This is a genomic window from Bartonella sp. MR110HLJHH (genome assembly GCF_042194225.1).
Taxonomy (GTDB): Bacteria; Pseudomonadota; Alphaproteobacteria; order Rhizobiales; family Rhizobiaceae; genus Bartonella; species Bartonella grahamii.
In genome coordinates, this window is the sequence record NZ_JBHIMQ010000002.1 from 128,152 (window position 1) to 152,555 (window position 24,404).

30 protein-coding genes and 1 pseudogene are annotated in these 24,404 nt (G+C 39.1%); 7 read left to right on the forward strand and 24 right to left on the reverse strand.

The window, feature by feature from the left end; translation table 11 throughout:
- Window positions 1–26: 26 nt before the first annotated feature.
- The 16 genes from virB11 to ACFIKB_RS02530 are packed head-to-tail and all read right to left on the reverse strand — an operon-like array spanning window position 27 to window position 11,008.
- Window positions 27–1,079 carry a P-type DNA transfer ATPase VirB11 gene (virB11, locus tag ACFIKB_RS02455; protein WP_375652725.1) on the reverse strand — a complete coding sequence of 351 codons (1,053 nt, stop codon included), beginning with the start codon at window positions 1,077–1,079 and terminating at the stop codon, window positions 27–29.
- Between the two features lie 19 nt (window positions 1,080–1,098).
- The gene (virB10, locus tag ACFIKB_RS02460) at window positions 1,099–2,289 is read right to left on the reverse strand and encodes a type IV secretion system protein VirB10 (protein ID WP_375652727.1); all 1,191 of its coding nucleotides are present in this window, start codon (window positions 2,287–2,289) and stop codon (window positions 1,099–1,101) included.
- Window positions 2,290–2,316: 27 nt separating this feature from the next.
- Window positions 2,317–3,171, reverse strand: coding sequence for a P-type conjugative transfer protein VirB9 (gene virB9, locus ACFIKB_RS02465; RefSeq protein WP_375639103.1), 855 nt, complete (start codon window positions 3,169–3,171; stop codon window positions 2,317–2,319).
- A gap of 2 nt (window positions 3,172–3,173) precedes the next feature.
- Entirely contained in the window at window positions 3,174–3,845 is a 672-nt protein-coding gene (locus tag ACFIKB_RS02470; protein WP_375652728.1) for a virB8 family protein, read from the reverse strand.
- Entirely contained in the window at window positions 3,842–4,129 is a 288-nt protein-coding gene (locus ACFIKB_RS02475; RefSeq protein WP_375652729.1) for a type IV secretion protein VblB7, read from the reverse strand. The genes ACFIKB_RS02470 and ACFIKB_RS02475 overlap by 4 nt, the downstream gene beginning before the upstream one ends.
- Before the next feature lie 6 nt (window positions 4,130–4,135).
- A complete protein-coding gene (locus tag ACFIKB_RS02480) occupies window positions 4,136–5,071 on the reverse strand; it encodes a type IV secretion system protein (protein WP_375652731.1) in 936 nt (311 codons plus the stop codon).
- A gap of 26 nt (window positions 5,072–5,097) precedes the next feature.
- Window positions 5,098–5,502: an EexN family lipoprotein gene (locus tag ACFIKB_RS02485; RefSeq protein ID WP_375652732.1), complete on the reverse strand. Its 405-nt coding sequence runs from the start codon at window positions 5,500–5,502 to the stop codon at window positions 5,098–5,100.
- A gap of 58 nt (window positions 5,503–5,560) precedes the next feature.
- Window positions 5,561–5,770, reverse strand: a complete 210-nt coding sequence (locus tag ACFIKB_RS02490; RefSeq protein WP_375652733.1) for a hypothetical protein — start codon at window positions 5,768–5,770, stop codon at window positions 5,561–5,563.
- A gap of 26 nt (window positions 5,771–5,796) precedes the next feature.
- Window positions 5,797–6,201, reverse strand: coding sequence for an EexN family lipoprotein (locus ACFIKB_RS02495; RefSeq protein WP_375652735.1), 405 nt, complete (start codon window positions 6,199–6,201; stop codon window positions 5,797–5,799).
- A gap of 2 nt (window positions 6,202–6,203) precedes the next feature.
- Window positions 6,204–6,479: an EexN family lipoprotein gene (locus ACFIKB_RS02500; protein ID WP_375652736.1), complete on the reverse strand. Its 276-nt coding sequence runs from the start codon at window positions 6,477–6,479 to the stop codon at window positions 6,204–6,206.
- A gap of 2 nt (window positions 6,480–6,481) precedes the next feature.
- Window positions 6,482–6,886 carry an EexN family lipoprotein gene (locus tag ACFIKB_RS02505; RefSeq protein ID WP_375652738.1) on the reverse strand — a complete coding sequence of 135 codons (405 nt, stop codon included), beginning with the start codon at window positions 6,884–6,886 and terminating at the stop codon, window positions 6,482–6,484.
- Complete coding sequence (locus tag ACFIKB_RS02510; protein WP_273787721.1) at window positions 6,886–7,152, reverse strand: EexN family lipoprotein; 267 nt, start codon at window positions 7,150–7,152, stop codon at window positions 6,886–6,888. Before ACFIKB_RS02510 ends, ACFIKB_RS02505 begins: the two co-directional genes overlap by 1 nt.
- Window positions 7,153–7,176: 24 nt before the next feature.
- Window positions 7,177–7,950: a type IV secretion system protein gene (locus ACFIKB_RS02515; protein ID WP_375652739.1), complete on the reverse strand. Its 774-nt coding sequence runs from the start codon at window positions 7,948–7,950 to the stop codon at window positions 7,177–7,179.
- Window positions 7,947–10,307, reverse strand: coding sequence for a VirB4 family type IV secretion/conjugal transfer ATPase (locus tag ACFIKB_RS02520; protein WP_375652740.1), 2,361 nt, complete (start codon window positions 10,305–10,307; stop codon window positions 7,947–7,949). Before ACFIKB_RS02520 ends, ACFIKB_RS02515 begins: the two co-directional genes overlap by 4 nt.
- Window positions 10,307–10,630, reverse strand: coding sequence for a type IV secretion system protein VirB3 (locus ACFIKB_RS02525; protein ID WP_375652742.1), 324 nt, complete (start codon window positions 10,628–10,630; stop codon window positions 10,307–10,309). Before ACFIKB_RS02525 ends, ACFIKB_RS02520 begins: the two co-directional genes overlap by 1 nt.
- A 27-nt stretch (window positions 10,631–10,657) precedes the next feature.
- Complete coding sequence (locus tag ACFIKB_RS02530; RefSeq protein WP_375652743.1) at window positions 10,658–11,008, reverse strand: TrbC/VirB2 family protein; 351 nt, start codon at window positions 11,006–11,008, stop codon at window positions 10,658–10,660.
- A 158-nt stretch (window positions 11,009–11,166) separates the two neighbouring features.
- Between ACFIKB_RS02530 and ACFIKB_RS02535 the strand changes: the two genes are divergently transcribed.
- Window positions 11,167–11,910, forward strand: coding sequence for a nuclease (locus ACFIKB_RS02535; RefSeq protein ID WP_375652744.1), 744 nt, complete (start codon window positions 11,167–11,169; stop codon window positions 11,908–11,910).
- A gap of 151 nt (window positions 11,911–12,061) precedes the next feature.
- Window positions 12,062–12,469, forward strand: coding sequence for a hypothetical protein (locus ACFIKB_RS02540; RefSeq protein ID WP_375635559.1), 408 nt, complete (start codon window positions 12,062–12,064; stop codon window positions 12,467–12,469).
- A 19-nt stretch (window positions 12,470–12,488) separates the two neighbouring features.
- On the opposite strand, the gene ACFIKB_RS02545 is transcribed toward ACFIKB_RS02540, so the two are convergent.
- Entirely contained in the window at window positions 12,489–12,932 is a 444-nt protein-coding gene (locus tag ACFIKB_RS02545; protein WP_375635560.1) for a hypothetical protein, read from the reverse strand.
- 3 nt (window positions 12,933–12,935) lie between these two features.
- A complete protein-coding gene (locus tag ACFIKB_RS02550) occupies window positions 12,936–13,265 on the reverse strand; it encodes a YqjD family protein (protein ID WP_273787730.1) in 330 nt (109 codons plus the stop codon).
- 1,003 nt (window positions 13,266–14,268) lie between these two features.
- On the opposite strand from ACFIKB_RS02550, the gene ACFIKB_RS02555 reads away from it, so the two are divergent.
- Together ACFIKB_RS02555 and ACFIKB_RS02560 are read left to right on the forward strand one after the other, a co-directional pair.
- The gene (locus ACFIKB_RS02555) at window positions 14,269–15,153 is read left to right on the forward strand and encodes a MotA/TolQ/ExbB proton channel family protein (protein ID WP_375635561.1); all 885 of its coding nucleotides are present in this window, start codon (window positions 14,269–14,271) and stop codon (window positions 15,151–15,153) included.
- A complete protein-coding gene (locus tag ACFIKB_RS02560) occupies window positions 15,150–15,731 on the forward strand; it encodes a biopolymer transporter ExbD (protein ID WP_375644480.1) in 582 nt (193 codons plus the stop codon). Before ACFIKB_RS02555 ends, ACFIKB_RS02560 begins: the two co-directional genes overlap by 4 nt.
- An 837-nt stretch (window positions 15,732–16,568) precedes the next feature.
- On the opposite strand, the pseudogene dut (ACFIKB_RS02565) reads toward ACFIKB_RS02560, so the two are convergent.
- From dut (ACFIKB_RS02565) to ACFIKB_RS02575, 3 genes and pseudogenes are all read right to left on the reverse strand, one after another.
- Window positions 16,569–17,035, reverse strand: a pseudogene (gene dut, locus ACFIKB_RS02565) (dUTP diphosphatase).
- Window positions 17,036–17,223: 188 nt separating this feature from the next.
- Entirely contained in the window at window positions 17,224–17,754 is a 531-nt protein-coding gene (dut, locus tag ACFIKB_RS02570) for a dUTP diphosphatase (RefSeq protein ID WP_375652746.1), read from the reverse strand.
- A 245-nt stretch (window positions 17,755–17,999) separates the two neighbouring features.
- On the reverse strand, window positions 18,000–18,809 hold the full coding sequence (locus tag ACFIKB_RS02575) for a VIT1/CCC1 transporter family protein (protein WP_375635564.1): 810 nt from the start codon (window positions 18,807–18,809) through the stop codon (window positions 18,000–18,002).
- A gap of 1,067 nt (window positions 18,810–19,876) precedes the next feature.
- Here ACFIKB_RS02575 and ACFIKB_RS02580 point away from each other — a divergent pair.
- Both ACFIKB_RS02580 and ACFIKB_RS02585 read left to right on the forward strand, forming a co-directional pair.
- Window positions 19,877–20,338 carry a hypothetical protein gene (locus ACFIKB_RS02580; protein ID WP_375652747.1) on the forward strand — a complete coding sequence of 154 codons (462 nt, stop codon included), beginning with the start codon at window positions 19,877–19,879 and terminating at the stop codon, window positions 20,336–20,338.
- A complete protein-coding gene (locus ACFIKB_RS02585; RefSeq protein ID WP_375652748.1) occupies window positions 20,335–20,541 on the forward strand; it encodes a hypothetical protein in 207 nt (68 codons plus the stop codon). Before ACFIKB_RS02580 ends, ACFIKB_RS02585 begins: the two co-directional genes overlap by 4 nt.
- A gap of 763 nt (window positions 20,542–21,304) precedes the next feature.
- Here the strand turns inward: ACFIKB_RS02585 and ACFIKB_RS02590 are convergent.
- Window positions 21,305–21,673 (reverse strand): hypothetical protein, encoded by a 369-nt coding sequence (locus tag ACFIKB_RS02590; protein WP_375635567.1) that lies wholly within the window; start codon window positions 21,671–21,673, stop codon window positions 21,305–21,307.
- 1,309 nt (window positions 21,674–22,982) lie between these two features.
- Entirely contained in the window at window positions 22,983–23,507 is a 525-nt protein-coding gene (locus ACFIKB_RS02595) for a type II toxin-antitoxin system PemK/MazF family toxin (RefSeq protein ID WP_375635568.1), read from the reverse strand.
- A gap of 164 nt (window positions 23,508–23,671) precedes the next feature.
- Here ACFIKB_RS02595 and ACFIKB_RS02600 point away from each other — a divergent pair, with 164 nt between their 5' ends.
- Window positions 23,672–23,824, forward strand: coding sequence for a hypothetical protein (locus ACFIKB_RS02600; RefSeq protein WP_375652749.1), 153 nt, complete (start codon window positions 23,672–23,674; stop codon window positions 23,822–23,824).
- On the opposite strand, the gene ACFIKB_RS02605 is transcribed toward ACFIKB_RS02600, so the two are convergent.
- Window positions 23,821–24,393 (reverse strand): disulfide bond formation protein B, encoded by a 573-nt coding sequence (locus ACFIKB_RS02605; RefSeq protein WP_015856908.1) that lies wholly within the window; start codon window positions 24,391–24,393, stop codon window positions 23,821–23,823. The genes ACFIKB_RS02600 and ACFIKB_RS02605 overlap by 4 nt on opposite strands.
- Between the last annotated feature and the right edge of the window lie 11 nt (window positions 24,394–24,404).

Genomic DNA, 24,404 nt, shown 5'->3' on the forward strand with positions numbered 1-24,404 from the left:
AGTTATTTAAGTCATTTCGACAGTTTTTAAAAAGCATCACGGCGTTTGAAAGGATCGTAATAGATTTCTGTTACACGAAATTTTCCTTCGAGGCGTTTGCATTGGATGATGACATCTATCATCGAGATTAATAAGCCGCGGATATCATCGCGTGCTAAATTACCACCACCGTCACTTTCTTTGACTAAAAGGGTCATTTGTTCGAAGGCTGCAAGTGCTGTTGAGGCGTGGACGGTGGTAATGGAGCCGGGGTGACCAGAGTTGACATTACGGATGTAGTAAAAGGCTGTACCATCACGCAGCTCTTGTAGAAGGATTCTGTCGGGGCGCATGCGTAAGCCTGATTCAAGCAGTTCTTTTGCGCCTGCTTTTGCTAAGCCTTGGTTATCTTTTGAATAAAAAAGTTGGACTTTGTTGGCGTGCGGAACGACAAGTTCTGGCGTGTCTTCAATGGTGAGAATTCGTTCATATTCAGGGATTTTTGCAATTAAAGCTTTAGAGAGGGTTGTTTTCCCAGAACCGGTTTTGCCCGATATTAAGATATTTTGTTGTGTAATAACGGCTTTTTCTAAAAAGGTGCAAAAGTCTTTGGCGATAAAGAGATCTGTTAGCTCTTTGTCTGTATCAGAGAGTTCGGATAACCGTTCTGTCATTTGTTGCGCGGGTGTGAAACTGGTGTTTTGGGCGACAGAAAACAGATTGTTTTCATGTAAACTTTCAAGAGAAAAAGTGCGTGATGAAGGTTTACGAATGGTCATACTGATGGTATTGGCTGCAACTGCTGGAGGCATAACAATTTGTATGCGTTCGTTGTTTGGCAGTGTTGCGGAGAGAACGGGGTTTTCTACACTGATTTTTTGTGTTGTGTAGGCAGCAACAACTTTTGCAATCCCTTCTAGTTCGCTGTAGGTTAGTTCTTTTAAGATGTGGGTTTGCCAACCATTGGGACCCTCAACGATTACTTCGCCGGGGCGATTGACAACAATTTCAAATAAATTTTCATCATTGAGGAAATCATCTAAGATCTTTAATTTTGTTAAGACGATGGAGGCGCGTTCTGCATTTTTTGCTGATGGCATAATGTGACTTTATTGGCTTTTATTGAACTTGAGAATGAAAAAAGGAATAGCTGGGAGTAGAGCGGTTTCTTTTGCTCTTTACGGTTAGTTTATAGACAGAGGAAAAATCGAGATCTTTTGCTACGAAAATGTTGACGAGTTCGCCTTGAAATTTTTCTAAGGTAGGAGGGATGTTGATTTGATTTTCAAGGGCAATACTGGCGGCATCTTTTCCAGTGTTGTTTGCGCCTTCAAAACCGCCGCCTCCAGAGTTGTTTGAACCTTCTTTATTGGAATTGCCTACTATTTTATTTGTTAGGGCGGTTGTGGCACCATCAATAACGGTCAACAAAAGGGAAGAGCCAAAGCGTTCCCACCAATGGGTGTTGATGTTGCCATCAAAACCGGCTCTGCCTAAACTGTCGGTTGCGGGTGAGGCAAGGTCGATGATGACACCGGTTGGGGTTTTTGCTCTTGTCCAGAGTACAAAGAGGCGAGATTGACCTTGTTTTATCCCTCCGCGGTATTCGCCAATCACTTGGGTTCCTTTATCAAGCAAAACAACGCGCCCATTGTCAGAGAGGATATCACGGTTGATGATGCAGCTTGCAAAGCCTGGTTGCTCACTGTTTAATGCGGTTTCTAAGATACAGGGAATAGAGGTTCCCATGGCGATGATAAAGTTTCTATTGCCGATGAGTTTTGCTTTTGCTTTTGCTTCTTCTGTTTTGGTAGGCTTTAATAGGGTTGCAAAATTTTGTGTGTCTTGAAGGGCAGGAGAATTTTGCGCATTCGCGAGATTTTCAAGGGCATGGAGTTTGTCAAAGGGGTTTAGAGTGGTGTTGACGATGTCTTTTAATTGAGATTTAGAGCCTTTGGCAAAAGCTAAAACAGGGGCACGTCTTGCGGCATCAAGTAGTGGGTCATCTTTTTTGGGTTCTTGTGCGAGTGGTTGTGGGGGTGGTAAGGTTATTGGTGCTATGTTTGCACGCGGGTCAGAGGGCGCGAGCTCTAAAGGGGCGAGGGAATTGTGAAAGTTTTGTGCTTGTTTTTTATGAGCTTTTGCGGTGTCTTTTTGTTCTGTGGGGGTGGATAAGATGTTCCAGAGCACATAGCCGCAGATTCCTATACAGGCGATTGCGACAACTATTTTTTTGCCGGCGGTTTTGGCGCTATTGTTTTTGCCATCCCCAATAGATCCTCGATCTTCGATGATTGGTTTATCACTCATAAGTTGTCCCCTTCAATTCCCGCTTATTTAAAGATCTGATGCAATTTTACGTTCAACAGATGGTGAGGTTGTTCCGGTATTTGGATTTGTGCCTTTTGGTTGATAGGCTTCGTTAAAGACGCATAGGACGTTTTTTCCCTGTCTTAGGGTGAAGCGTGCGCTAATGGCATGGACAATCACCATGTTGCCTCTTGTGGTTTTTGGAACCAGCGATTCTGTACCGTCATTGCTGACAATGTAAATGGCAGGGATTTCTTGGTTGTCGGGAAATGTAAATGTTGTTGTTTTGCCATTGTCATAAACGGAGGCGGGTTCGAGCGTGCTTGATCCTTGAGCGGTGTAAGCCCAATTGCGTGGTCCATAGGTTTCAGAAGCGTTGAAGACATTATCAATACGCTGGGCTTGTTGTTTTTCTTGTCGCATAAGGGCTGCGAGTCTTCTTTGTTCTGCTTCTTCTTGTGGGTAGCGAAATTTCACAAGGAAATATGTTTCTTGTCCAGATGAAATTTCCCCATCTTTGACCATGAGTTCAAATTGATAGGAGCGCTTTGAGCCATCAAGCTTTGTGGTGACGACTTGGAGATTGGTAATGGGTTGGACTTCTCGGGCTTTAAGGAAAAGAATATTGCCAGCGGGGGCGACTTCCCATGCAACGCTGTTGCCAATTGCCACATGGGCAATTTCTTCATTGGGAGAAAATTCTATTTGTACCGATGAGCGTATAGAGCCAATAATTTTTGTGACATTATAGGCATCATAGTTGATAAAGCGAATGCGGCTATCGCTTGGCGCACGGGTGGGAAAAATACTGGCATGGCTCAAGGCTATAGGAGAAAGGGTAATAGCGATGTTAAGAATGAGAAAAAGAATTTTTTTTGTCATGATCAGTTGACCACTTCCGGATCGGTTCTATATTCATTAACAATAAACCCTAGAGGATTTATCAAACGGTTTTGGACAGAGATAGGGGCATTGATGTATTCAAAGGTAAGTGTTGCAACCCAGTGGGTGATGAATTCTTTTTTGGTTTCGTTGTCATGAATGGTTCTGTAGTAACGCACTTGGGCAACATCGTCATTGATAAAGGAGATTGATTTTATTGTTATTGTAACGGCGGCGTGTTTATAGAGAATTTGAGGACTTTGGGGATTTCTTGCTCCATACCAGCTGGCAAATCTTTCCTGTTCTTCAGAAGAAGAGAGGAGAGAGACTGTTTGGAAGTTGTGTTGTGTTTCTTCTGTGGTGAAGCCTTCACGGGAGCGGACATATTTTGCAGCAAAGTAGCGTGTGATTGCTTCGTCGACATTGGTGGGACCTTCTTTTAAGGCTTCCACAACTTCAACAATGCCGGTTGAATTGTCCACACGGATGACAAAAGGTTCCACGGTTTTAAGGGGCGTGAGGGTGATGACCGCGAGAGAAGACATTATTGCAACAGCAACCGCGATGCCGGCAATGGCAAGCGAGACGCGGGTGGTGCGGCGTGAGGCGAGCATGCGATCTTGATCGAACGAGCGTGCTTCAGCAATGTATTGTTCTATGTCTTTTTCTTTCATGCTTTTTGCCCGCAATTTTTGTAAGATTTGATTTCTTCATCCGTTAATTTTTGTGCCAGAAGCGTTTCCAGCTTCCCTTCTTTTAGGGGTGAAGGGGTGTTGTTACTGATGATAATGGGCGTGGGCGTGGGTTTTTTCCCTTCCCAATTCCACATTGATCTGTTGAGTGGACGTTTAGAATATCCATCACACTTTGGGAGTGACTTCAGTGTGTTTGGTGAAGACACACAGCCACTGAGAAAGAGAAATGGTAAGATGACCCCAATTTTTTTAAATTTCCGCATTTGAACTTAGGCCTTTTTTAATAGTGATGCTAGTTTTTTAACGCCCTTCGTTATCGTGTTGGCTGTTGCTTTAGCAGCTTTACCTGTTAGTTGAGCCGTTGTTTTAGCGACTGGTCCTGATCCTGTAAGAGAAGCCCCCCCAGAGGCTAAAGCTGATGCGATATCAGGGAGTCTGAGGAAAAGGTGAATACCACCAATACCAACAACCAAGAACTGAATTAAAGTAGTGAAGATATTTTTAATATCTCCTGAAAAAACGTCCATTGAAATCTTGACATATAAACCACCAAGCAGCACGACTAACACATATAAAATGATGAAGTTTGCAACTTGCCCTAACCATGCTTCTGTGAATTTTCTGGTTGAGGAAAACATATAGAGGCTTATGAAGAGTGGTCCTATTGATATGACAAGAAACAAACCCAATTTAGCAAATAATGAAACAACAAAACCGACTAGACAAAATAAGATAGCAGCAACTAGGCAGATAAAACCAGCAATCCATGTCGCAATAAACTTCCCCATTTGAGTCAGACCTGTGTACTGGTTTGCTGCGTCCAAAACCTGTGCTCCAGCTTTGCCTATCATATTGTCCCATACATTTCGATCCACATGTGCTCCTTGTGTGACATTTGAAATGGCATTCGGCAGATCATGGAAAAATATACCACTGACCCACTCATTATAAAGAGCAGCCTTTGTGGCAAGTGAAACAACGATGCCGAGTTTGAAAGTTGTCACTATAAATTCCCATAAGGGCATGGAAGAGCGCCCATAGATGATATTGTAGCCCATAAATATAATGTAAATTGTACAAGATAGCTTAAGCGGAGCACCTAAGCTTGATGAAAGATTGACAATGACGTCATTCATTGTCTTTGTAAGGGGCTCCATCAACATATTGTCGATATAAGAAAATATGCCTTTGCTTTCTACTGCCATTGAGATGCTCCGCTCTTCATTATGTCTTAATTATTATTCTGTTGTTCTTCTGCCGCGCGCTCTTTTGCTCTTCGTTCTTCCTCAGCACGCTCTTTCGCTTCTTGTTCAGCTAATTTTTTTTTAGTATTAGCTTCCATTTTTTGAAGTCTGGCTCTCATTTCGGCTTCGGAATCTCTAATCATTTTTTGAAACTTTTCATCATCTTCACGCTCTCTTTCTGCTGCTTTTGCTTCATATTCTTTCTGAAGTTCTAAAAATGCTAACCGCATGTTTTCACAATTTTTTGAAGTTCCTGCAAATCCACATTTCGCATCCCACTCTAGGCGTAATTTTTCATCTTTTTTAAATTCAGCGACGCTATAGGTTTTTTCACAACCAGCTGTGATGAGTCCTGTGCAAAGCAGCAATGTTGTTATGAGAACTTTATTCATAGATATTCCCCTTCTTTCTTTCAGTTTTACAAGGTTTGAGCACAATTTTTAAATTATGCTAGGTTATCGGTTTTTTATAACCAGTGATGATAAATCTAGGGCAGCGACATAATCTTGCCATAAATCTATTGTATAGTCTGTAAGGTTCTTTAAGTTGAGCAGCTAAAGCGCAATAGCGATGTGTAATGGCGCTATCCATTGTTTTTGTAAGGGGATCCATCAACATATTGTCTATCTTAGTGAATATGCCTTTGCTTTCTACTGCCATTGAGATGCTCCGCTCTTCATTATGTCTTAATGGTTATTTTGTTGTTCTTCTGCCGCGCGCTCTTTTGCTCTTCGTTCTTCTTCAGCGCGTGTTTCCGCTCTTTGTTTTTCGAGTATTTTTTGAGTCTCAGCTCTCATTTTTTCACGATCAGCTTTTTGTTTCGCCATAAATTCTTCATATCTTTTGCGATCGTTCTCTTCCGCTTGACGCTCTCTTTCTGCTGCTTTTGCTTCATATTCTTTTTCAAGTTCTAAAAATGCTAACCGCATGTTTTCACAATTTTTTGAAGTTCCTGCAAATCCACATCTAGCATCCCACTCTAAGCGTAATTTTTCATCTTTTTTAAATTCTGCAACGCTATAGGTTTTTTCACATCCAGCTGTGATAAGCCCTGTACAAAGTAGCAATGTTGTTATGAGAACTTTATTCATGATTAATGGGTGTCCTGTTGTTTTTCGGACTCTTTTTGTTCTTGATTATCTTCAAGAAGTTCATTTGCAAGGTTATGGTAATATTCCTTTTGAAGTTCAAGTTGTGCTAATCTTAGGTTTTCACAATTTTTTGAAGTTCCTGACCATCCACATCTTGCTCCCCATTCTTCCATCAATTTTTTATCTTTTTTAAATTCTGCGACGCTATAAGTTTTTTCACAGCCAGCTGTGATGAGCCCTGTGCAAAGCAGCAATGTTGTTATGAGAACTTTATTCATGATTAATGACTGTCCTGTTGTTGTTTAGCGCGCTCTTCTGCTTCTCGTTCGGCTTTTTCTTTTGCTTCTTGTTCTTCTTCAGCGCGTTCTTTCGCTCTTTGTTCTTCTAGTATTTTTTTAGTCTCAGCCTCCATTTTTTCAAGTTTAGCCTTCATTTTAGCTTTAAATTCTTCATCTAGTTTGCGATTATGTTCTTCAGCTTTTTTCCGGCGTTCCTTTTCAAGTTCTAAAGCTGCTACTCTTAGGTTTTCACAATTTTTTGAAGTTCCTGACCATCCACATCTTGCTCCCCATTCTTCCATCAATTTTTCATTTTTTTTAAATTCTGCGACGCTATAGGTTTTTTCACAACCAGCTGTGATGAGCCCTGTGCAAAGTAGCAATGTTGTTATGAGAACTTTATTCATTATTTATTGTCCTGTTTCTTTTCAGATTCTTGTTTATCGTCATTTGTCGAGCCAAAGCCTCTCCATTTTTTACGGGTTTCAAATTCAGCTTGCTCTGCATTTTTACAATTTTTCGAATTCAAATCCCCTGACGTCAAACATTTCACTAATACTTCTTCCATCAGTTTTTTATTTTTTTTAAGTTCTTCTACGCTGTAGGTTTTTTCACAACCAGCCGTGATCAGCCCTGTGCAAAGTAGCAATGTTGTTATGATGATCTTGTTCATATTCAAGCCCCTCTTTTTTCCTGTTTATTGACCACGCATTTTTTGGGCCAAAGCTTTGGTTCGTGCTTTAAATTCTTCTATTTCACGTCTTTCTGCAGCTTTTTCTTCTGCTTGTTGAATCATCATGGCAGCTTGCATTTGTAGTATTTTTGCTTGGAGGTCTGCTTGTACCGCTGCTAATTGTGCTTGAATGCCTTGAATTTTACCCGCATCTTCAGTACTTCCAAGTTCGTCAAGGAGCTTGGTAATATTTTTTTGTGTTTCACTGGCTTCTTCGTAGACGTCTTGTCCTTTGGCTGCTTGTCCTACTACGCGCTGTTCGGCTTTTTTCACTTCTTGTGCGTAAAAAGCATCTACTGCCTCTTTTGAGTCTGCGCCCCCCGCGGGCTCTTTGTATTTAAGTTCTTCTTGCCATTTTTGCGTGTTTTTGCTGCCGCCACCGCCACCGCCACCGCCGCCACTGCCCATCGATTGTTGAAAGTGGTTAAAATCTGAAGGAAGGGCGCCACTGCTCCCTTGCTTGTTAAACATGTCTTTCAATCCCGAGATGTCAGGCTTGACATTCAAGGAGTTATATAATTGTTTCGCTTGATCGAGTTGGCTCTTTAATTGCTCAAGCTGTTGTGCACCTTGTTGAACTTGCTGTTTTGCTTTATCAACTTGTTGCTTCAATTGTTCAAGTTGCTTTCCCCCTTGCGTAAAAGATTGTAAATCGAATGTAGGCATTTGTGCAAAGGCATTTGTTTGAAAGCCAAATGAAGCTGCGCAAAGAGCTGTTGCCAATAAAAGTTTTTTCATTGTTTTGACCTTTCTTGAAAAATAGGAAGCCATTTTTCTGGAGATTCACCAACTTCATCCATAATGGTCTCTAGGAGTTCAATATTCTTGGTGGTGCCACTTAAAATGGCTATTTCATCATCAAAGCCGCGTAAATTCAGTTCTGCTACAACAGAACTTTGTCCTTGTTTGATGAGAAAACGCCGTGACTCACGGCTTAATTCTGATTGTATCAGGTTAAATTCTCTGTCCGATAATTTAAAACCTTCTACATAATCCCCATGATTGCCCTTTTGATTGGGAAAATAAATCTGTGTGGGGCATTGCTCTATAATGGTGTGAGCAATGGTCGAATTGATCGCATCTTTGGGAGATTGCGTTGCAAACAACATCAAACCATTTTGTTTACGAATAGTTTTCAGCCTGTCTTGCGCAAAGGCTTTAAAGGAATCATCCTCTAAGGCTTTCCAAAACTCATCAATGACAATGATAATACGACGTCCATCAATCAGAGACAAAATCCTATGAAAAAGATACATCATTAAAGGTGGACGAATTTCATCATTGTCTAAAAAATCCGTCATGTCATAACCAATAAATTTTGCATCAATGCCAATGTCGTCATCAGGATTGTCAAAAACCCACCCTAAGGCATTGCCTTTACACCATCTTTCTAAACGACCCGATATCCCCTCCCTATGCGTGGTGTCAAAAAACATTTGTAAGGCAGAGATCGTCCGTTGTTCTTTTGGCAACAAGGCAAGCTGCTCAACAGCCGCCGTAATGTCTTGTCTTTCTGATTCACTGATCTTTTGATCTTCAGAAGAAACAAGCTTTATAATCCATTGGCGTAAAAAAACTCTATCTGCTGGATTGTTATAGTCTAAGCCTTTTAGCGGTGCTATGCCTGTCGGTCTACCATTCTTCAAGGGCATATAAGTGCCGCCACCCGCTCTGACAAAAAGTTCTGCACCCCGATCTTTGTCAAAAAAGACCATATTGGGATCATGCTTTTGAAGTTGTGCTAAAAGAAAATTGACAATAACCGTTTTCCCAGAACCAGAGGGACCACAAACAAACGTATTGCCTAAATCACCAAAGTGAAAGTTAAAATAAAACGGTGAACCAGCAGAGGTTTTCATCAAGGCTACCGCTGGTCCCCACACATTGCCATCTATTTTTCCAACCGGAAAAGAATGAAAAGGAGAAAGCGCTGCATAATTGCGGCTTGTTATTGCACCAGAGCGGGTGCGATAAGCATAATTGCCAGGCAATTGTGCCCACCAAGCCGCCGCTAACCCTAAATCTTCCCGCGCAATCACAGCCCCACCATCTGTAAGACGAGAACGCGCTTTGGCAAGATTATCCGCTAACTCTTGCGGCGTATCAGCAAAAACTGCCAATGATAAATGATGTTCCCCTAAAACAAAACGATTGGATTCAAGATCATCAAGCGCATCATCTAGCTCCATAATTTGTGAGCCCGCACGGTCTCCTGCATTGACCATTTGGTTTTGTTTGCGCCCCATAATCTGCTTGGCAATGTTTTTGCTCTTGAAAACAAAAGATTGGGTGAAAATAAACTCAAAGGGAAGCGTGAGCAAACCATCCGCCATGCCTACCCTGGTTTTTGCTGGATATTCTTTCCAACCAAACATGCCCGCAAACCGTTGTTCCGCCTCATAGCGTATTTCTATGATCTCTTTTCCAAAAATGAGACGGTCTGAATAAACAGTCGAAGCTATCGTCCCCCATGTGAGGGGGATACGTTCACGACGACCTCCCACCAATTGGTGGATAAACTCACTTTGCTGCGAATAAATATTACCTTCATGTTCATAAAGGCTTAGTCTTTTTGCACCATAGCGCTCTAAATTTTGAATAAGATCTGTTGTAATATCTTCAAGCTTGCGAACGGACTCTGCATCAACTTCTGTTTTTTCTTGCTTGGCTTTGCCTAAACGTTTGAAAAACTCCACTAATTTATCCGTTTGATCAATGTGTGGATTCCACAAAATCGAAAGATAAAGATCATTGCGATAAAGCTCCTGTGAAATCATCCGGTCGCGATATTTATCATCTAATTGCTTGGCAAATGCCGATCTGAAAGTCCCATCCGGATAAACAGTTTCACGCTTTCTGATAATATGGCTATAAAGCGCTATCCGTTCATCCGCTATGTTTTTAAACAGATTATTGAGCTGTTCGTGAAGCACATTCAGATCAATAATATCCGCTGTCTCAAAGTTAATCCCTTCAAGTTTAATAACGGACATGAGAGCGCGTGAATCCAGCGCAATGATGTGTTTATTGACATGGCGCACGTAAGGAATGATCGCCTCTGGCTGCTTTTCACGTTTGCGCTCTGTTCTATTCATTATAATTCCTCATAATTACGAATTAATCGTAATGGAGAAATACTTCCCCCACCCCATAGACTCGAATTTCTGGCAAAAATAGATGTCTTTTGCCATGTCAGAAGAATACGAAATTTGTTATGGTCATGCTTTAGGATTTCCTTGAATATGAAATGCGTCGTCACACCAAAGGTGATAAGAAAAATATTGCCTGTCATAATGAACAATATCATCGTTCCTATCCCATTTAATCCCATAGCTTCCACCGTCACGCCTGCAATCATTGCAGGGCGCGTGCAAGCAAGAAATAACGTATCTTCTGTTAGCTTATCGTGCTCTTTCATGGCTTTGAAAGGCTAGAGTCAAGCGAATTAAGACATAAACATTGATGCGATTTGCGATGCACCAAAAACAATGCCGATGCCAACACAAACAAAGAAAGCTTTACGCATTTCAACATAACCAGCAATCCATGCAAGCCCAACACCAGCAATCGCAATGGTTGCAATCGATTTTGCAATTGGTCCTTTTAAAGCATCAACTATTTTTTGAAGAGCAGTTTCAACTTTTCCGAAGCCGCCATCTGCAAATGCTGGTTCACTCAGTGCGATGAAGGCAATAAACAGCATCAATGCTGCTGTTAACCATTTCTTTTGTGTGTTGGATAGAGTACCTTTTGGTAAGGTATGTTCATTAATGAACAAATTATTCATGTTTTTCATGAAAATTTCCCCGCTTTATGTTTAAGTTGATCATAAAATTAATATTCAAAATATTAATCAGGAATTATATAAATGAAAAAAATAAATTTTTCTATCGATAAATTAACAATATTTAATCTTTTCTTAAGTAATAAACAAAAAATATAGTAATATTCAAAATGATACTTTTAAAATATCTTAGAGCATCGCCTAAATATATTGTCTTAATTTATATTATTATTTTGGGATACTTTTATTTCAGTCAACATACTGAAAAACTTATGCAATCTTCTTTTTTTAAAGTGCCAGAAAAGACAATAGAAAACCTTGTTCAAAATCCGAAGTCACAATTGATAGATTATGCAAACCAACAAGATGCAAACCAACAAAATGTGGTGTTACATCCAGAACCACTCGCATCACAATTTTATGAAGAAAATGTGCCGGTTTATTCAGGTGCTATACAGGTTACAAGTGGTGTGACCTTTAAAATGATTACGCTTGTGGATGATGGATGGAGAAAAAAGATTATCCGTGATATCCGCTTATATGGTGTGGAAAGCTGTGAAATGAGGCAATTTGCTTCACGCAATGGAGTTAAGTGGCCGTGCGGTGCTTTTGTTACTGCGTGGCTTGTCTCAAAAACAATCGATAAAAAGGTTACTTGTCGGCAAGCACGTGTCATTCAACAGGTTCATTATGCACAATGTTTTGTGGATGGGGTTGATCTGGCACGTTTGGGGCTTGCAGAAGGGTTAATGGTGTTAACAAAAGATCAGCATAATTTTCCATCTCCAGCAGACTATAAAACTCTACAATCTGCTGCTCAAAAAGCACAAAATGGCTTATGGTCGAGCAAATTTCAACAACCAGAAGATTGGCGAAGAGATCACGGGAGCTATAATCCTATTGACCATTATTGATAAAACGTCCTCTCAAGCGCTATTTAAAAATCAAGACAATATTCCACTACGAACTTTATCAGAAAAAAGTTAATCATAGTCCACACAGTCCTTGGTGGACAACTCTCTTCAGTAAAAATTGTTGTGTTTAAAGCTCGTGTATGCATATAGGTTGCTTACTACAGCGCTATGTAAGAGCGCGTTTCCTTCCCCTAAACAGAATAGTCATTGTAACAAACATGAGTGTTCAGAAAAATATGAACACATTCAAATAGATGACGTGACCTTCGGTCATGAAAAAAAGGCTTATGAAAAAATAGAGAAAAGCAGAAACGAACTATCTCTATCTTCAAAAAATACTACATTGCTTCAAATCAAACCAGAATTTTTAATGCAAGCATTGCCTCATGTTGCTATGTTCATGAAACATGGATTGCAATCTGAAAGAGATTTAATCGGATCCATGGAATTTTTAGCGAAAATGAAAGGGATTTCCTTTCAGGCACTTGAAGAAGCTAAAGAGACTATAAGAAAAGATGTGCTTTCTTTTGCTATAAAAGAAAGCACATTGGGGGATTAGAGTGACAGCTTTACATATTTTACTTTGAAAAGCGGTCTTTTTTACCTTTTTTCCACAAAAAATAAGTTACAAGTCCCAGAATGGGAACTCTCAATTTGGCAAAAGGGAAATGTTGACTGAGAGCTGCAAGGCTGGAAACGGTTGCATCTGTCATTAGTTTTTGGCGTTGTTCTTCTGTCTTTTTTTGTTGGTCATAGCGTTGATAAGCCTTGAAAACCCGACTGATGATAAGACCTAATCCTGCAAGAGAAAGACAAATTAAAAACATGATACTCGCAGCGGCAAGAGGCTTCATAACAGAACATAACGCAATAAAAACGATGATACATAAAAAAAGCAAAGACATGAAGAATGAAATGCCAATAAACCCATAGCAAATTGCTTGAAGGCGTACTTGCTTGACAGTGCTTTTAAGCCCTCCACCGACAAGATGGTTTAAAAGAGGAGCGATAAACTTATGCATTGCTTAACGACGCAGTAATTGAGAAAGAATAAAACCAACCCCTGCGGCAAACAAAACGCTTTTGCCAGGATTTTTGCGAACGCATTGATTCATGGTTTGTTCAAGATCACTGATTTTGTCTTTTGCTTGAGACATCATGTCTTCACCACTTTCTTTCGCTGAATGATATAGTTTTTCCGCTTTGTCTTTGGCGGCGTTAAATTTGTTTGCACCAAGATCTGTCAGGGTTGAGGTAATCCCTGAAATTTCAGTGCGTAACTTTTCTAATTGTCCTTGTAGGTCTTTTTCTTCTACGGCTGTTTTATTGTGCTGTGTTGTTTTGTTCTGAGCCATGATATTCTTTCCCTCTCTTGATTTATTATATTTGTATTGGTGTGTTCATAGTGATCATTTGCATTGGAGTGAAAATTTTCACTGGTTGAGTAACGCCAAAAGTTTTTTTTGGTTCCTTTCATTTTGTCGAATTTAAAACTGTTTTTGATAAAATAAATCTTTCCTATACGATAGGCAATACCCGTAAAGGATTGCATCCGTTGAAAATTGTCTTATGCTTTTGCAGGAAGTTAGCACCATTCTTTAGTTTCTTGTGGCGCAGTTTTTTATAAAAGTTTTTTTAAAAGCGTGTTAAGATTTATTTTTGGGCTTGTGACAGATAACAAACATAGTTTTTGCGATTTTACGGCAGAAGTAATGTCATTTTTATGCTTTTGCAGAAGAAAAAGAAAATAATATTGTTGTTCGTTGCTCTCTATGTATTTGGGGGCTAAACGAGCACTCCCATTATACTTGTGGTCAGTTTAAGATATTGCGATAGTTCTTTTTTTTAAATGTAAGGTATATTTTTATTTTGGGATAGGTGGTACTTCAGTGCACTGGTTGTTAGAGATGTGCATATCCTTTTCTTCAAGAGTTTTATGATATTTTTGCTGCTTATTCTCTGCAAGTAAATATTTTGTTGGGTTTAAAAGAGCTGCTGAAATGAGAGAAGCTTTGCGATATGAGGGATTCATTCAACAGAAACGATGATAAATTATTCTTATAAATTAAAATATTATATGCAATACTCCTTGCGAGTCTATCATTTTGCCAAATTTATGTAATAAATTGATTGGCTAAGATCAACTTGTTGAATTGTTAGAGAAAAATTTCTTGAGTGATTTCTTTAGAATAAGAGAGAGCTTGTGGAATAAAACTATACTTGATTTATCAAGTTTTCTTTCTTAAGAGGAATGCGAAAATGACGTTAAAAGGGTAGTGGCATTGTGGAACAGCGATGCTGTGCGGGGTGACGATCCAGCTCATAAAAAAGATAAGACCATAAGAATGTGAGATAGAAATGGAATCTGAAACAGTACCTTTAGATAATATGTCTGCTGTATTGACAGCGCATGATTTTTCTCCTTTTTCTATGTTTATGGCTGCTGATTGGGTGGTGAAAGCCGTTATCATTATTTTGTTACTTGCTTCTCTTATGTCTTGGACAATTGCTTTTGTGAAAATTATTGAGATCACTTTGGCAAAACGAAGAGTACGTCATGAACTTCAATTGGTTCTTAATGCTCAGACTCTTACACGTTTGGCAGCTAGCTTGAAAGAAAGCAAAGGGGCTGGTGTGTTTTTTCTCAAAGAAGTCCTTAAAGAGGTGTATCTTTCTACACAACAGGTTCATTTTTCTGCTCCTGAAGGGATAAATAAAAGCTCTGGGGAAAGAACCGGTGCAAGGGAAAGTGCACAAACGCTTGAAGACATTCTCTTTTATGAGGAGAGCAATCAATATGAAGATGTTTCCCGCGATGTTCGCGATGTTAAGGTTCGCGATGTTCATGAAGGTTTAAAAGAAAGGGTTCATTCGCTTTTGTCACGCTGCTTGTTGGCTGCTACACGCCGTGTTGCATGTGGAAGCACTGTTCTTGCAACCATTGGCGCAATTGCTCCCTTTGTTGGTCTTTTTGCAACTGTTTGGGGCATTATGAATTCTTTTATTGGGATTGCTCAGTCTCAAACAACGCGACTTGATGTGGTTGCTCCTGGGATTGCTGAAGCCTTATTCGCAACAGCTATTGGGCTTTTTGTAGCTATTCCCGCCGTTGTTATGTATAATAGCCTCATGCGTGCTTTGAATGGTTATCGCAATGATTTAGGCGATATCGCTGCGGCTCTTGAAAGGCTCTTGAGCCGTGAACTTGATAGACAAAGACAACAGAAAAGTCATAAAAAATGAAAGCAAGCCTGAATAATGATTGGGATACAGATGAGAGTGGGTTGCAAAGCGAAATCAATGTGACCCCTTTTATTGATGTTGTATTGGTGTTGCTTATTGTTTTTATGGTTGCTGCACCTTTGGCAACATCTGTCATTCCCGTTCAGCTTCCTTCTATAACTCAAGTACCTTCAGTGGTTCAGTCTGATGAACCTCTTTATGTTACGTTGCAAAAAGATCGTTCTCTTTACATTGGTGATCATCTTGTAGAACAAGCAGCTTTGAGAGAAGCTTTGTTGAGGGAAACTACGCAAAATTTAGAGACAAAAATTTTAATCAAAGCCGATAGCGAAATTGATTATGGTGCTGTCATCGATTTATTAAATCAAATACGCATGGCTGGATATAATAAAATCGGTCTTGTAGGATTGCAAAACTCTACCAATCTTACCTCAAAAGGTGTGATCAATAATAAAACCACAGGGGTAGCGGACGCTACTGTCGATGGAGCGGGTGGTAACGTTGTGGGGCATGTGGATGCCGTAACAACGGGCACTGCGGTAAACGCTAATATTTCAGGAGCTGCTTCTGACCAGTGATAAAAAACAGCCTTTGTTGTAGGAAGCAAAGCATATGACTCAAAATCGTAGAGTGAAATTGATAGAGGGTTCTTTCGTGGATTTATTAAACCAAATACGCATGGGTTTGATATTACGCAGGGGGTTCATATATTGAATCGGTTTTTTAAGATTAAGCTCTACTAATCTTGCCTCAAGAGGTACGATCAAGAAAAACAGCAGGCGCGATTGTTGTGTGTCTTAATACATCTTAAAGCCCTTTTTGCGACGGTGTTCATAAATGGTATAACGGTAAAGCCCCCCGTAAAATAATAAAAAATCTATTGAACCTCACTATCTTTATGCTTAACAAAAGAGCAAGTGAGCACCATTATAGTATTTATATTTTCTCCCAATGTTGTGACAGTGCTGAGTACAAGTATTCATTATAGGTATTTTTCCATTTTTTATCTACATTCTAGCTACGTTTGGAACGTGAGAGACATATTTTTTATTGATGTAATATAAATAGATTTGCAATGAAAGAATCTTACAGTATTGGGATTTCTCATTTGAGTTGCAAGATAATTAATTATTATAAATCAATATGATGTATAGATTGTAGACATTACAAGCGGTATGTGGGCTCTCAATGATTAATGCCAATGTTTTTGTTATGGGGGAGGGGTGTCCGGTGATAACGAAGTTTTGTATAGCGCAAGAAACGTAATTGAGAGATGATTGTTTAGAGGTTCCGTTTAGTAAAAAACTTTGAGAGCACATGCGCACTCCTTCTACACTTTAAAAGCCCAAAGGACTTCCAATGAAAGAGTGGTTGCGAGTGTTATATTTTGAGAGTAGCGATTTTTTCAGAGCTTCTTAAGTATGCCCCGTTGAACCAAAACCTCCTGTTCCACGGCTCTCGTTATGGCTTTGGGTATTTTGCTCTGGTTCAATGGCGCAAACATTGACTTGGGATACGGGAGCGATGACTGTTTGGGCAATGCGCATTCCCCGTTGGATAGAAAAGTCTTCTTGTCCTAAATTGATAAGAAGGACTTTGACTTCACTTCCGGATAATCACACTCAATCGTTCTTGGAGTGTTGAGGCATGTGATGGCGTGTTTTAAGGCTAAGGCAGAGTGTGGATGGATGCGTGCTTCAAGCCCCCCGTGATAAATGAAAAATGAGACCTGTTGGAATAAGTGCCCGCTGCCCAAGGGCAAAGAACAAGCGTTTCTTCTTTACCAATTGCTGTTTGTAAATCCAAGACCGGCAGAACCAGCCGTTGCGTAGTGAGGAAGTTTCCTTGTCCCAAGCGCAAGACGCTGAAGGGATAAAGTCAGGGCATGTGAAGATTGAGAAGAGACAGAGGAAGAGTAAGGATGATTGTTTAGAGGTTCCGTTTAGTAAAAAAACTTTGAAAGCAAACGCGCACTCCTTCTACACTTTAAAAGCCCGAAAGACTTCCAGTGAAAGAGTGGTTAGAATAAGCGAGTGTTATATTTTGAGAGTAGCGATTTTTCAGAGCTTCTTAAGTATGCCCCGTTGAACCAAAACCTCCTGTTCCACGGCTCTCGTTATGGCTTTGGGTATTTTGCTCTGGTTCAATGGCGCAAACATTGACTTGGGATACGGGAGCGATGACTGTTTGGGCAATGCGCATTCCCCGTTGGATAGAAAAGTCTTCTTGTCCTAAATTGATAAGAAGGACTTTGACTTCACCACGGTAATCACTATCAATTGTTCCTGGAGTGTTGAGGCATGTAATGCCGTGTTTTAAGGCTAAGCCAGAGCGTGGACGTATTTGTGCTTCAAAACCTGGTTGAAGATGAAAGATCAGACCCGTTGGGATAAGGGCGCGTTGCCCCGGTGTGAGGACCACGGTTTCTTCTTCTCCAATTGCTGCACGTAGATCAAGACCCGCAGAACCAGCCGTTGCGTAGTGAGGAAGTTCTAAACCTTGTCCGTGTGCAAGACGCTGAACGGATAAAGTCTGGGCATGTGAAGATTGAGAAGAGACAGGGTGATTGTTTAGAGGGGTGTTGGTTTCAGAGTGCGACATGATCAAGGCATTTCCAAAATATGAGGTCTAGAAAGAAATGGTACTTTAACAAAAGATATCCATAAAACCAAGTCGATAAAGGTTTGTTGATATAGGTTGTCCCCAGAGCTTGCTGATCTAGAATATTCCAAAACACCATCTGACACCATTAATGGTATTTTTCAATAATGGCATCATCAATGATGGCTTATACCTAAGGACATGCGCTTATTTGAGATCTAAATTATGTTTACAGATAAGATTTTTTAGATACTACCAATAAGAATACCCGTGGCAAAAACCAGAGCACCACCAATGATGACCTGTAAAGAGGCGCGCCAAAAGGGAGTTGACATGAATTTGTTTTGGATCCAGACGATTGCGCCTAGTTCGAAAAAAACAATGATAAATGCAATAACTGTCGCTACATAAAAAGAGTTGATCAAATAGGGAAGAGTATGGCCCAACCCCCCTAATGTTGTCATAATGCCGCTGGCAAGACCTCTTTTTAATGGCGAACCACGCCCTGATAATTTACCGTCATCGTGGGCTGCTTCCGTGAAACCCATCGAAAGTCCTGCACCAATAGAAGCTGAAAGCCCTATCAAAAAAGTTTGATGTGTGTCTCCTGTGGCAAAAGCTGCTGCAAAAATGGGGGCAAGGGTAGAGACAGAGCCATCCATTAATCCTGCAAGACCTGGTTGAATCCAAGTCAAAAGTGTTTGTCTTTGCGTTTTCGAAGGTTTTTTTACGGTGTTATTGGCCACTGTTGTTTTTTTAGAGGGATGGCTACTCTTGCTTTTTACAAGAGAAGTTCGGTCACATAATGAACCGATAGTGTTTGCACGATTATGGCAAGTAAGGCACAAAAGTTCCTTATAATTTTCAAGCTCTTGAAGCCCCATGGCGGTAAAAACCGCCGCTTCCTTAGAGGAATAAGATTCTAGAGCTTTTGCATATTTCAAATAGAGCGCTGCATGCTGCTCTTTTACTTTGAGCGCTTGAAGCATCATTTTTTGTGCTGAACGAAAGAACAGAGCTTTACGTTGTACAAATGAAAAAAACGATCTCAACATTTTCTGTCCCTCTGCACTTTAGAATAGTTCTAAACCATAAGAAAAATAAACCAAAAGTCAATCTAAAAGTTAAAAACTGAAAAATTGCAAAAAGGTTGCACTGAGAAAAAAGAGTGCTGGGAAGTCAAGAAAGCAAAGGAGATTTATCAAGAAGTATGGTCACATGAAAGAAATGATTGCGTGAAAAAATTAAGAGACAATGTGCTTTATTTTGCTAAAGGGGCGTTTGAATGAAGTGTTTCAATGTATTGATGCTCGAGAATGTAGGGAAAGAAATAGGCTTGGCGTCATCATTCATTTTATGCGTTCAAAAGACTTGTAACAGCTCTTGGAATTTGAGATGATTCTTTAAAAGAGACCTTTTTCAAGGGACAAAAGCCCATTTCGCGAAGGGACCCTGTGAAGAGTATAGAAGGGTAGAGCGATAAAATTTCCATGAAATAATATAAACTCCATTGAGTCTTCTTAATCTTTACGCTTCATAAAAGAGCAAGCCGGCATCATCATACACCTTAGCTCCCAGTGTTGCGACAGTCTTTAGCACGGTTTATTATGGGTATGGCATTTTATTGTACAGTTTTACGCCACTCGATCCCGCTTGTGGAGATGTAAGCCGGTATTCTTATGATATTTATGCGCATTTTAGCGTTGTTACAGCTTTTGCATTTAGGTGGATTTGTTAGCGTGTAACGAATTATCTTTTGTGCTGTAATTGCAGGGACAGATAAAGGTGGGAGTGCATAAATGAAGAGATATTATCATATTAAATTGTTTGATCACACATAAAAATTTATGCTTTATGAAGGGCATTTATTGCCTTGTAACTTGCCTGATATCTTGCATGAAAGCCCAAAATTCAGTAGGATTCCTCTCATTTCAAAACTTCTTATATTGAAGCAATTCAAATCATTTTCTTGTGTATCACAAGGAGGGGTGTGGGTGCTGTATTTTTATTTAAAGTATGGGATGAGTTGAAATGTGAGAAGTGCATAATCTCTACGCGTTAACAAACGTTTTTGATGTTTTTAAAAAAGAGCGAAATTGTGCAGATAAAAAAGGGAGCATATATGGAAAATAGTGATGGTTTGAAATTTTGGCGGCTTTCTGAAAAACTAACAATACTGCAGGCAGCGCTTTTAATAGTTGGATTAAATCCAGGAAAGTATTTGTTTGTCAACAAATTAGAACCAGAAAAAAGTGATATTTACGAAGATAACCTTTCCGTATCATCAGAGAAAACTGCTAATTTCCGTGCAGCCTATCATGCTATCGTTCAAGCGGGAAAAAGCAATCGATTAGAGATAGAATGGTCGTACTATAATTTTTCGGATTTTATAGATGCAGATTCCTCATATGTTCGCGTTGATGATTTAAAAGAATGGCTTTCATCGCGTGGTCTGTACCCTCCATTTTTTTCCCTGAGGATGATGCTGCTGAGACTAAGGACCAAAAATATGCGTTTCAAGATCCAACGCATCCACGTTATGCTCCAAAGCTTGCAGCTATTGTTGCGGCATGGGAAGCGGTGAGTGAGGCTGAGGGTGGTAAAACTGTTAAAGGAACGCTTATAAAGTGGCTTAGTGACAATGCCGTTCAGTACAAGTTGGTGGATGATAATAATTTACCAAGAGAGAAGCTCATTGAGGAATTAGCGGCTGTTGCGAATTGGGAACCTACCGGAGGGGCGCCTAAGACACCTGCCAGCTCTCTTTTATCAAAAGAAAAAAAATAAAAAGATCACTAAAATTGTGCTGTTTTTTTTGATAATTTTGAAGATAATCTCTTTTTCTGGGGGAGATTTTTACTTTTCTTCCCTAGATTATAAGTAGTTGTTTTTCAATGAAAATAATTTTTATAGTGTTCCTCTGACTGTTCAGACGGGGGAAAATAGACATTTTGGGGCAGTAAAATTTACCCTGTAGTTTTCGTAACTTACCTCTCTATTTTTGTTTGATTTTTTTGGTCATTTTTAAAATCCGTTGTCAATTTAAGGAGTGCAACATGATTAAAGTTAATCTTTTTTTTACTATGCGTAAAAGTGTGAAAATTTTTCGGGGAAATGTACGGATATTTGGCAATGTGTTGCGGATGAGGTGGTACATAAATCGTTTAGAATAGGCGTATTATCGTGTTGGTTAAAGTTTGAATGATTGCTGTTATTCAAATAGTCGAAGTTGAGCGTTGTTACAGCTTTTGCATTTAGGTGGATTTTTTAGCGTGTAACGAATTATCTTTTGTGCTGCAATTTCAGGGGTAGGTTTAAGGGTGGGGGTGCATAAATGAGAGAGAGATATTATCATATCAAACAGTGTTCAATTTATCGCATTGCATTTGTGTGAATATAGCTGATCAAATTTTATTTATCATGTAGAGTGGGGAAAAGTTAACAATATTAATTGAATATAAAAAAACATAAACTGTAATCTGAATTACAGTTTATGTTATTAAGTATTAAATAAGCTTACTGTTTAAACTGTATTTAAGTGAAACGTTGTTTAAACGAGCATCCACGCACTGTCTGCAAAAGCATCAAATGCTTTTTGACCCGGTGTACGATAGGGAGCCCGCTTTTTAGAAAACAACCATGAAAAATACGCAATAAGACCCCAAAGTGCTGGTGCAAGTCCCATCATAACTCCTACCTTTACAACACCTTTTTTAAAATCTTGTTCAGTGCTTTGTGTTGAAATATGATCCATAATCATATCAATAGCTTTAACAACTTTATTTTCTTTTGACACTGTAGAAGCAAAACTAGAACCTTGAGAATGACTATTCAAATAATAAGCATTAGCTTCCAAAACCTGTGAAAAGAAAAAGGCTATTGTAACAATATATAACGCGATTTTTTGAAATATTTTCATTATAATGATCCAAATTTAAATAATGATCCAAATTTAAAAGATTTAATCAAAAAAGTTTTTTCATTACACTCTCTAAACAAAACAAAAAAAGCACCGTGGCATCCTATGATGCATAATTTCATTATGTGTTTAATGTGCTGTTAATACAAAGTGTTTAATTGCACATTTTGTATTATATTTTTATGTAATTTCCATAGTTTATTGATTCTGTCAACTTTTCAATTTTAGTTTTTAACTTAAATTATAAGCTGTAGTTTTTTTGTTAATTTAGAAATAAGTTTAAATTATATTATTGTTTTTATTGTATTTATTGTATTTATTGTATTTATTGTATCATCTGTTTTGGTAAGTCGTAAACGCAATTCTATATTATTAACGGAGATATTTTTAATATACAAAATGTTTTTTAAGTAAACAAAATGTAGTTTTATTGTGGTGTAAATGACATATGTTCTGTATGAATTTTTCAAATTTCATAGTATTTTATAAAAATGCTATGGATTATTGATGCAATTTTTAAGATATATTGCGGTGTGAAGTAATCGTTTTTTGTTATCTCGTAAAAACACTATTTTGTGGTATGGTGATGTAAGTTCTGTGTTTAGCGTTATCGTTATCAATCGGTTATCATATGGTAAGTAAACTAATATTATTCAGATTATATAAGCATTATTAGCTCTCTTTACAGAAATAGATGCGTTCAAAGATGAATGGAGTATTCTGTGTAGTCTTAAAGCGTTTGAATCATTAAATGCTCTTTATTTTTCTTTTCAAAAATGCTGGCTTTTTCATCCGCTTCATCCGTATTGAGGGACGTAAATAAACAAGTTGTGAGGTCGAATATCTTTTGGTAAATTGAGCGATTGAACACTTCAAGAGCGCGAAGAACAAGGGATTATTTGTTATGCCAAATTATGAAAAATTTTTTTCAATCTTGGAAAGATATTCCCATTGCGGCAAATCATATAAAGTTTAAGCAACGGCAGCACGGTTTTTTGTGCAATGAAATGATAAATATGTACAACATCTCGGTAATCTCCGTGGGAAACTTTACCAGATCAATAGTACGGATAGTGTCTTCTGCTTACCCCAAATCGCAGATATTTCAAAACAACAACGGTGGAGAATGAATGTTGGATATGTTCTAGGGAAGGTTGCAAAAAATGGCTAAAAAGTTCTCAAAAAAAATACCAAAAATGACGAAAGGAGCGGTTGCCCACTCCTTCGTTCCTATCTCCCCTTTCGGGGAAGCGGCCACCATTACTGATGCCGTATATGGTGATACATATACGCTTATTTTTTTCAAAAGTCAATAGTGTAAATGCGGTAAATGTTTGAGCATCAGAGCTACAACTTTATGAAAATCTTCGCTGGATAATCTTGGAACAGTACGTGAGCAACTTAAACGACTTACAGAAACTGTTGTGACATAATTGCAGATAATCCATGCTTTTTTATTTTCTATGGGAGATTGTATTGGATACGCAGCGGGATTATTGGGTTGTGATTTCGTTGAAAAAGGTAAAACTGTCACATTTCCATATAATTTTGCATTCTTAGAAAGCACTAAAACAGGCCGCTTTTTCCAAAATTCAGGGAGTATCGAATCATGAGGAAAATCGCACCAAAAAACTTGTCTGATGCGTGGTGCCGATTTGATTCGTGGTTTTATGTGAGGTGGTTTTTTGTAAGGAGCATTTAAATCTCTTTCTCTTATATGCTCGCGCCATGCATTATAATCATGTTCCATCATAACACATGGTTCTTCAAGTTTGGTTATATCTAAGGAAATAGGTGATAGGGTAGAAGGCGCTGTGTTCTTATCTTCAGCCATAGCAGACCATTTATATTTATCGGTCCCCTCACTTATTATTTTACGGCTTTTCTATCACGAGTTTTTATCAAAATGTTGCTCATAAGTACAGAGAGGTGAAACCATAAAATGGATATATCTGCTTATTTTTGTCTTTTGCGTACAACGCTAGAGGAGGGATGTTGGTGATAGGAGGGATATTGGTGATAGGTGGGTTGTTGGGTTGGTTTGGCGGTGGGTGGTTTTGGGTGGTGATTGGTGACTGGAGGGTTGTTGGTTTAGGGGGAAGCGATTGGAGAGAACGAGTGCACGCGGCTTCATTTCTATTTTATGGTTAGAGTTTCTTATTGCTTGAAAGGAGTCCTTTTGAGGCAACATAAAAACTGATAAGCATGTAAAATAGACTAGCAACGACATTCCAGCCGGCAAATGAAAGAAAAAGAAAGCGTGCGGATGCTTCAGAACAAGAAGGGGGATGAATGTTGTTTAATTGGTTAAGAAGCTGGTTAATGTCTGAGGTTTTTCTCACTGCGCTTAAACCACAACTGAGGGGGGCTGCCCAAAAGCCATATTCAACACCTGCATGATAAATGGCTAAAACAAGGCTTATACACATTAAGACAAAAACACACAAAAATAAAAGTTGTATCCAAGCAGACATGCGAAAAAAACATGCCCCAAAACCTGCTAAGAGCAAAAAGGGTATGGCACCATAATAGGGAAAACGCTCTATGAGACACAAATCGCAAGGAAGATACCCTCCAAAATATTCAAAACCAAGGGCAAGACCTATTGTAGCGGACAAGCAAAAAGCGAGAAAAAAAGCCCATAAACTTTGTTCTTTTCTGCTGGGTTCAAGATGAAGGTGCTTGTATAAAAGTGGGTGAGAAGACAAAACGCACGCCATTAAGTCTGTTC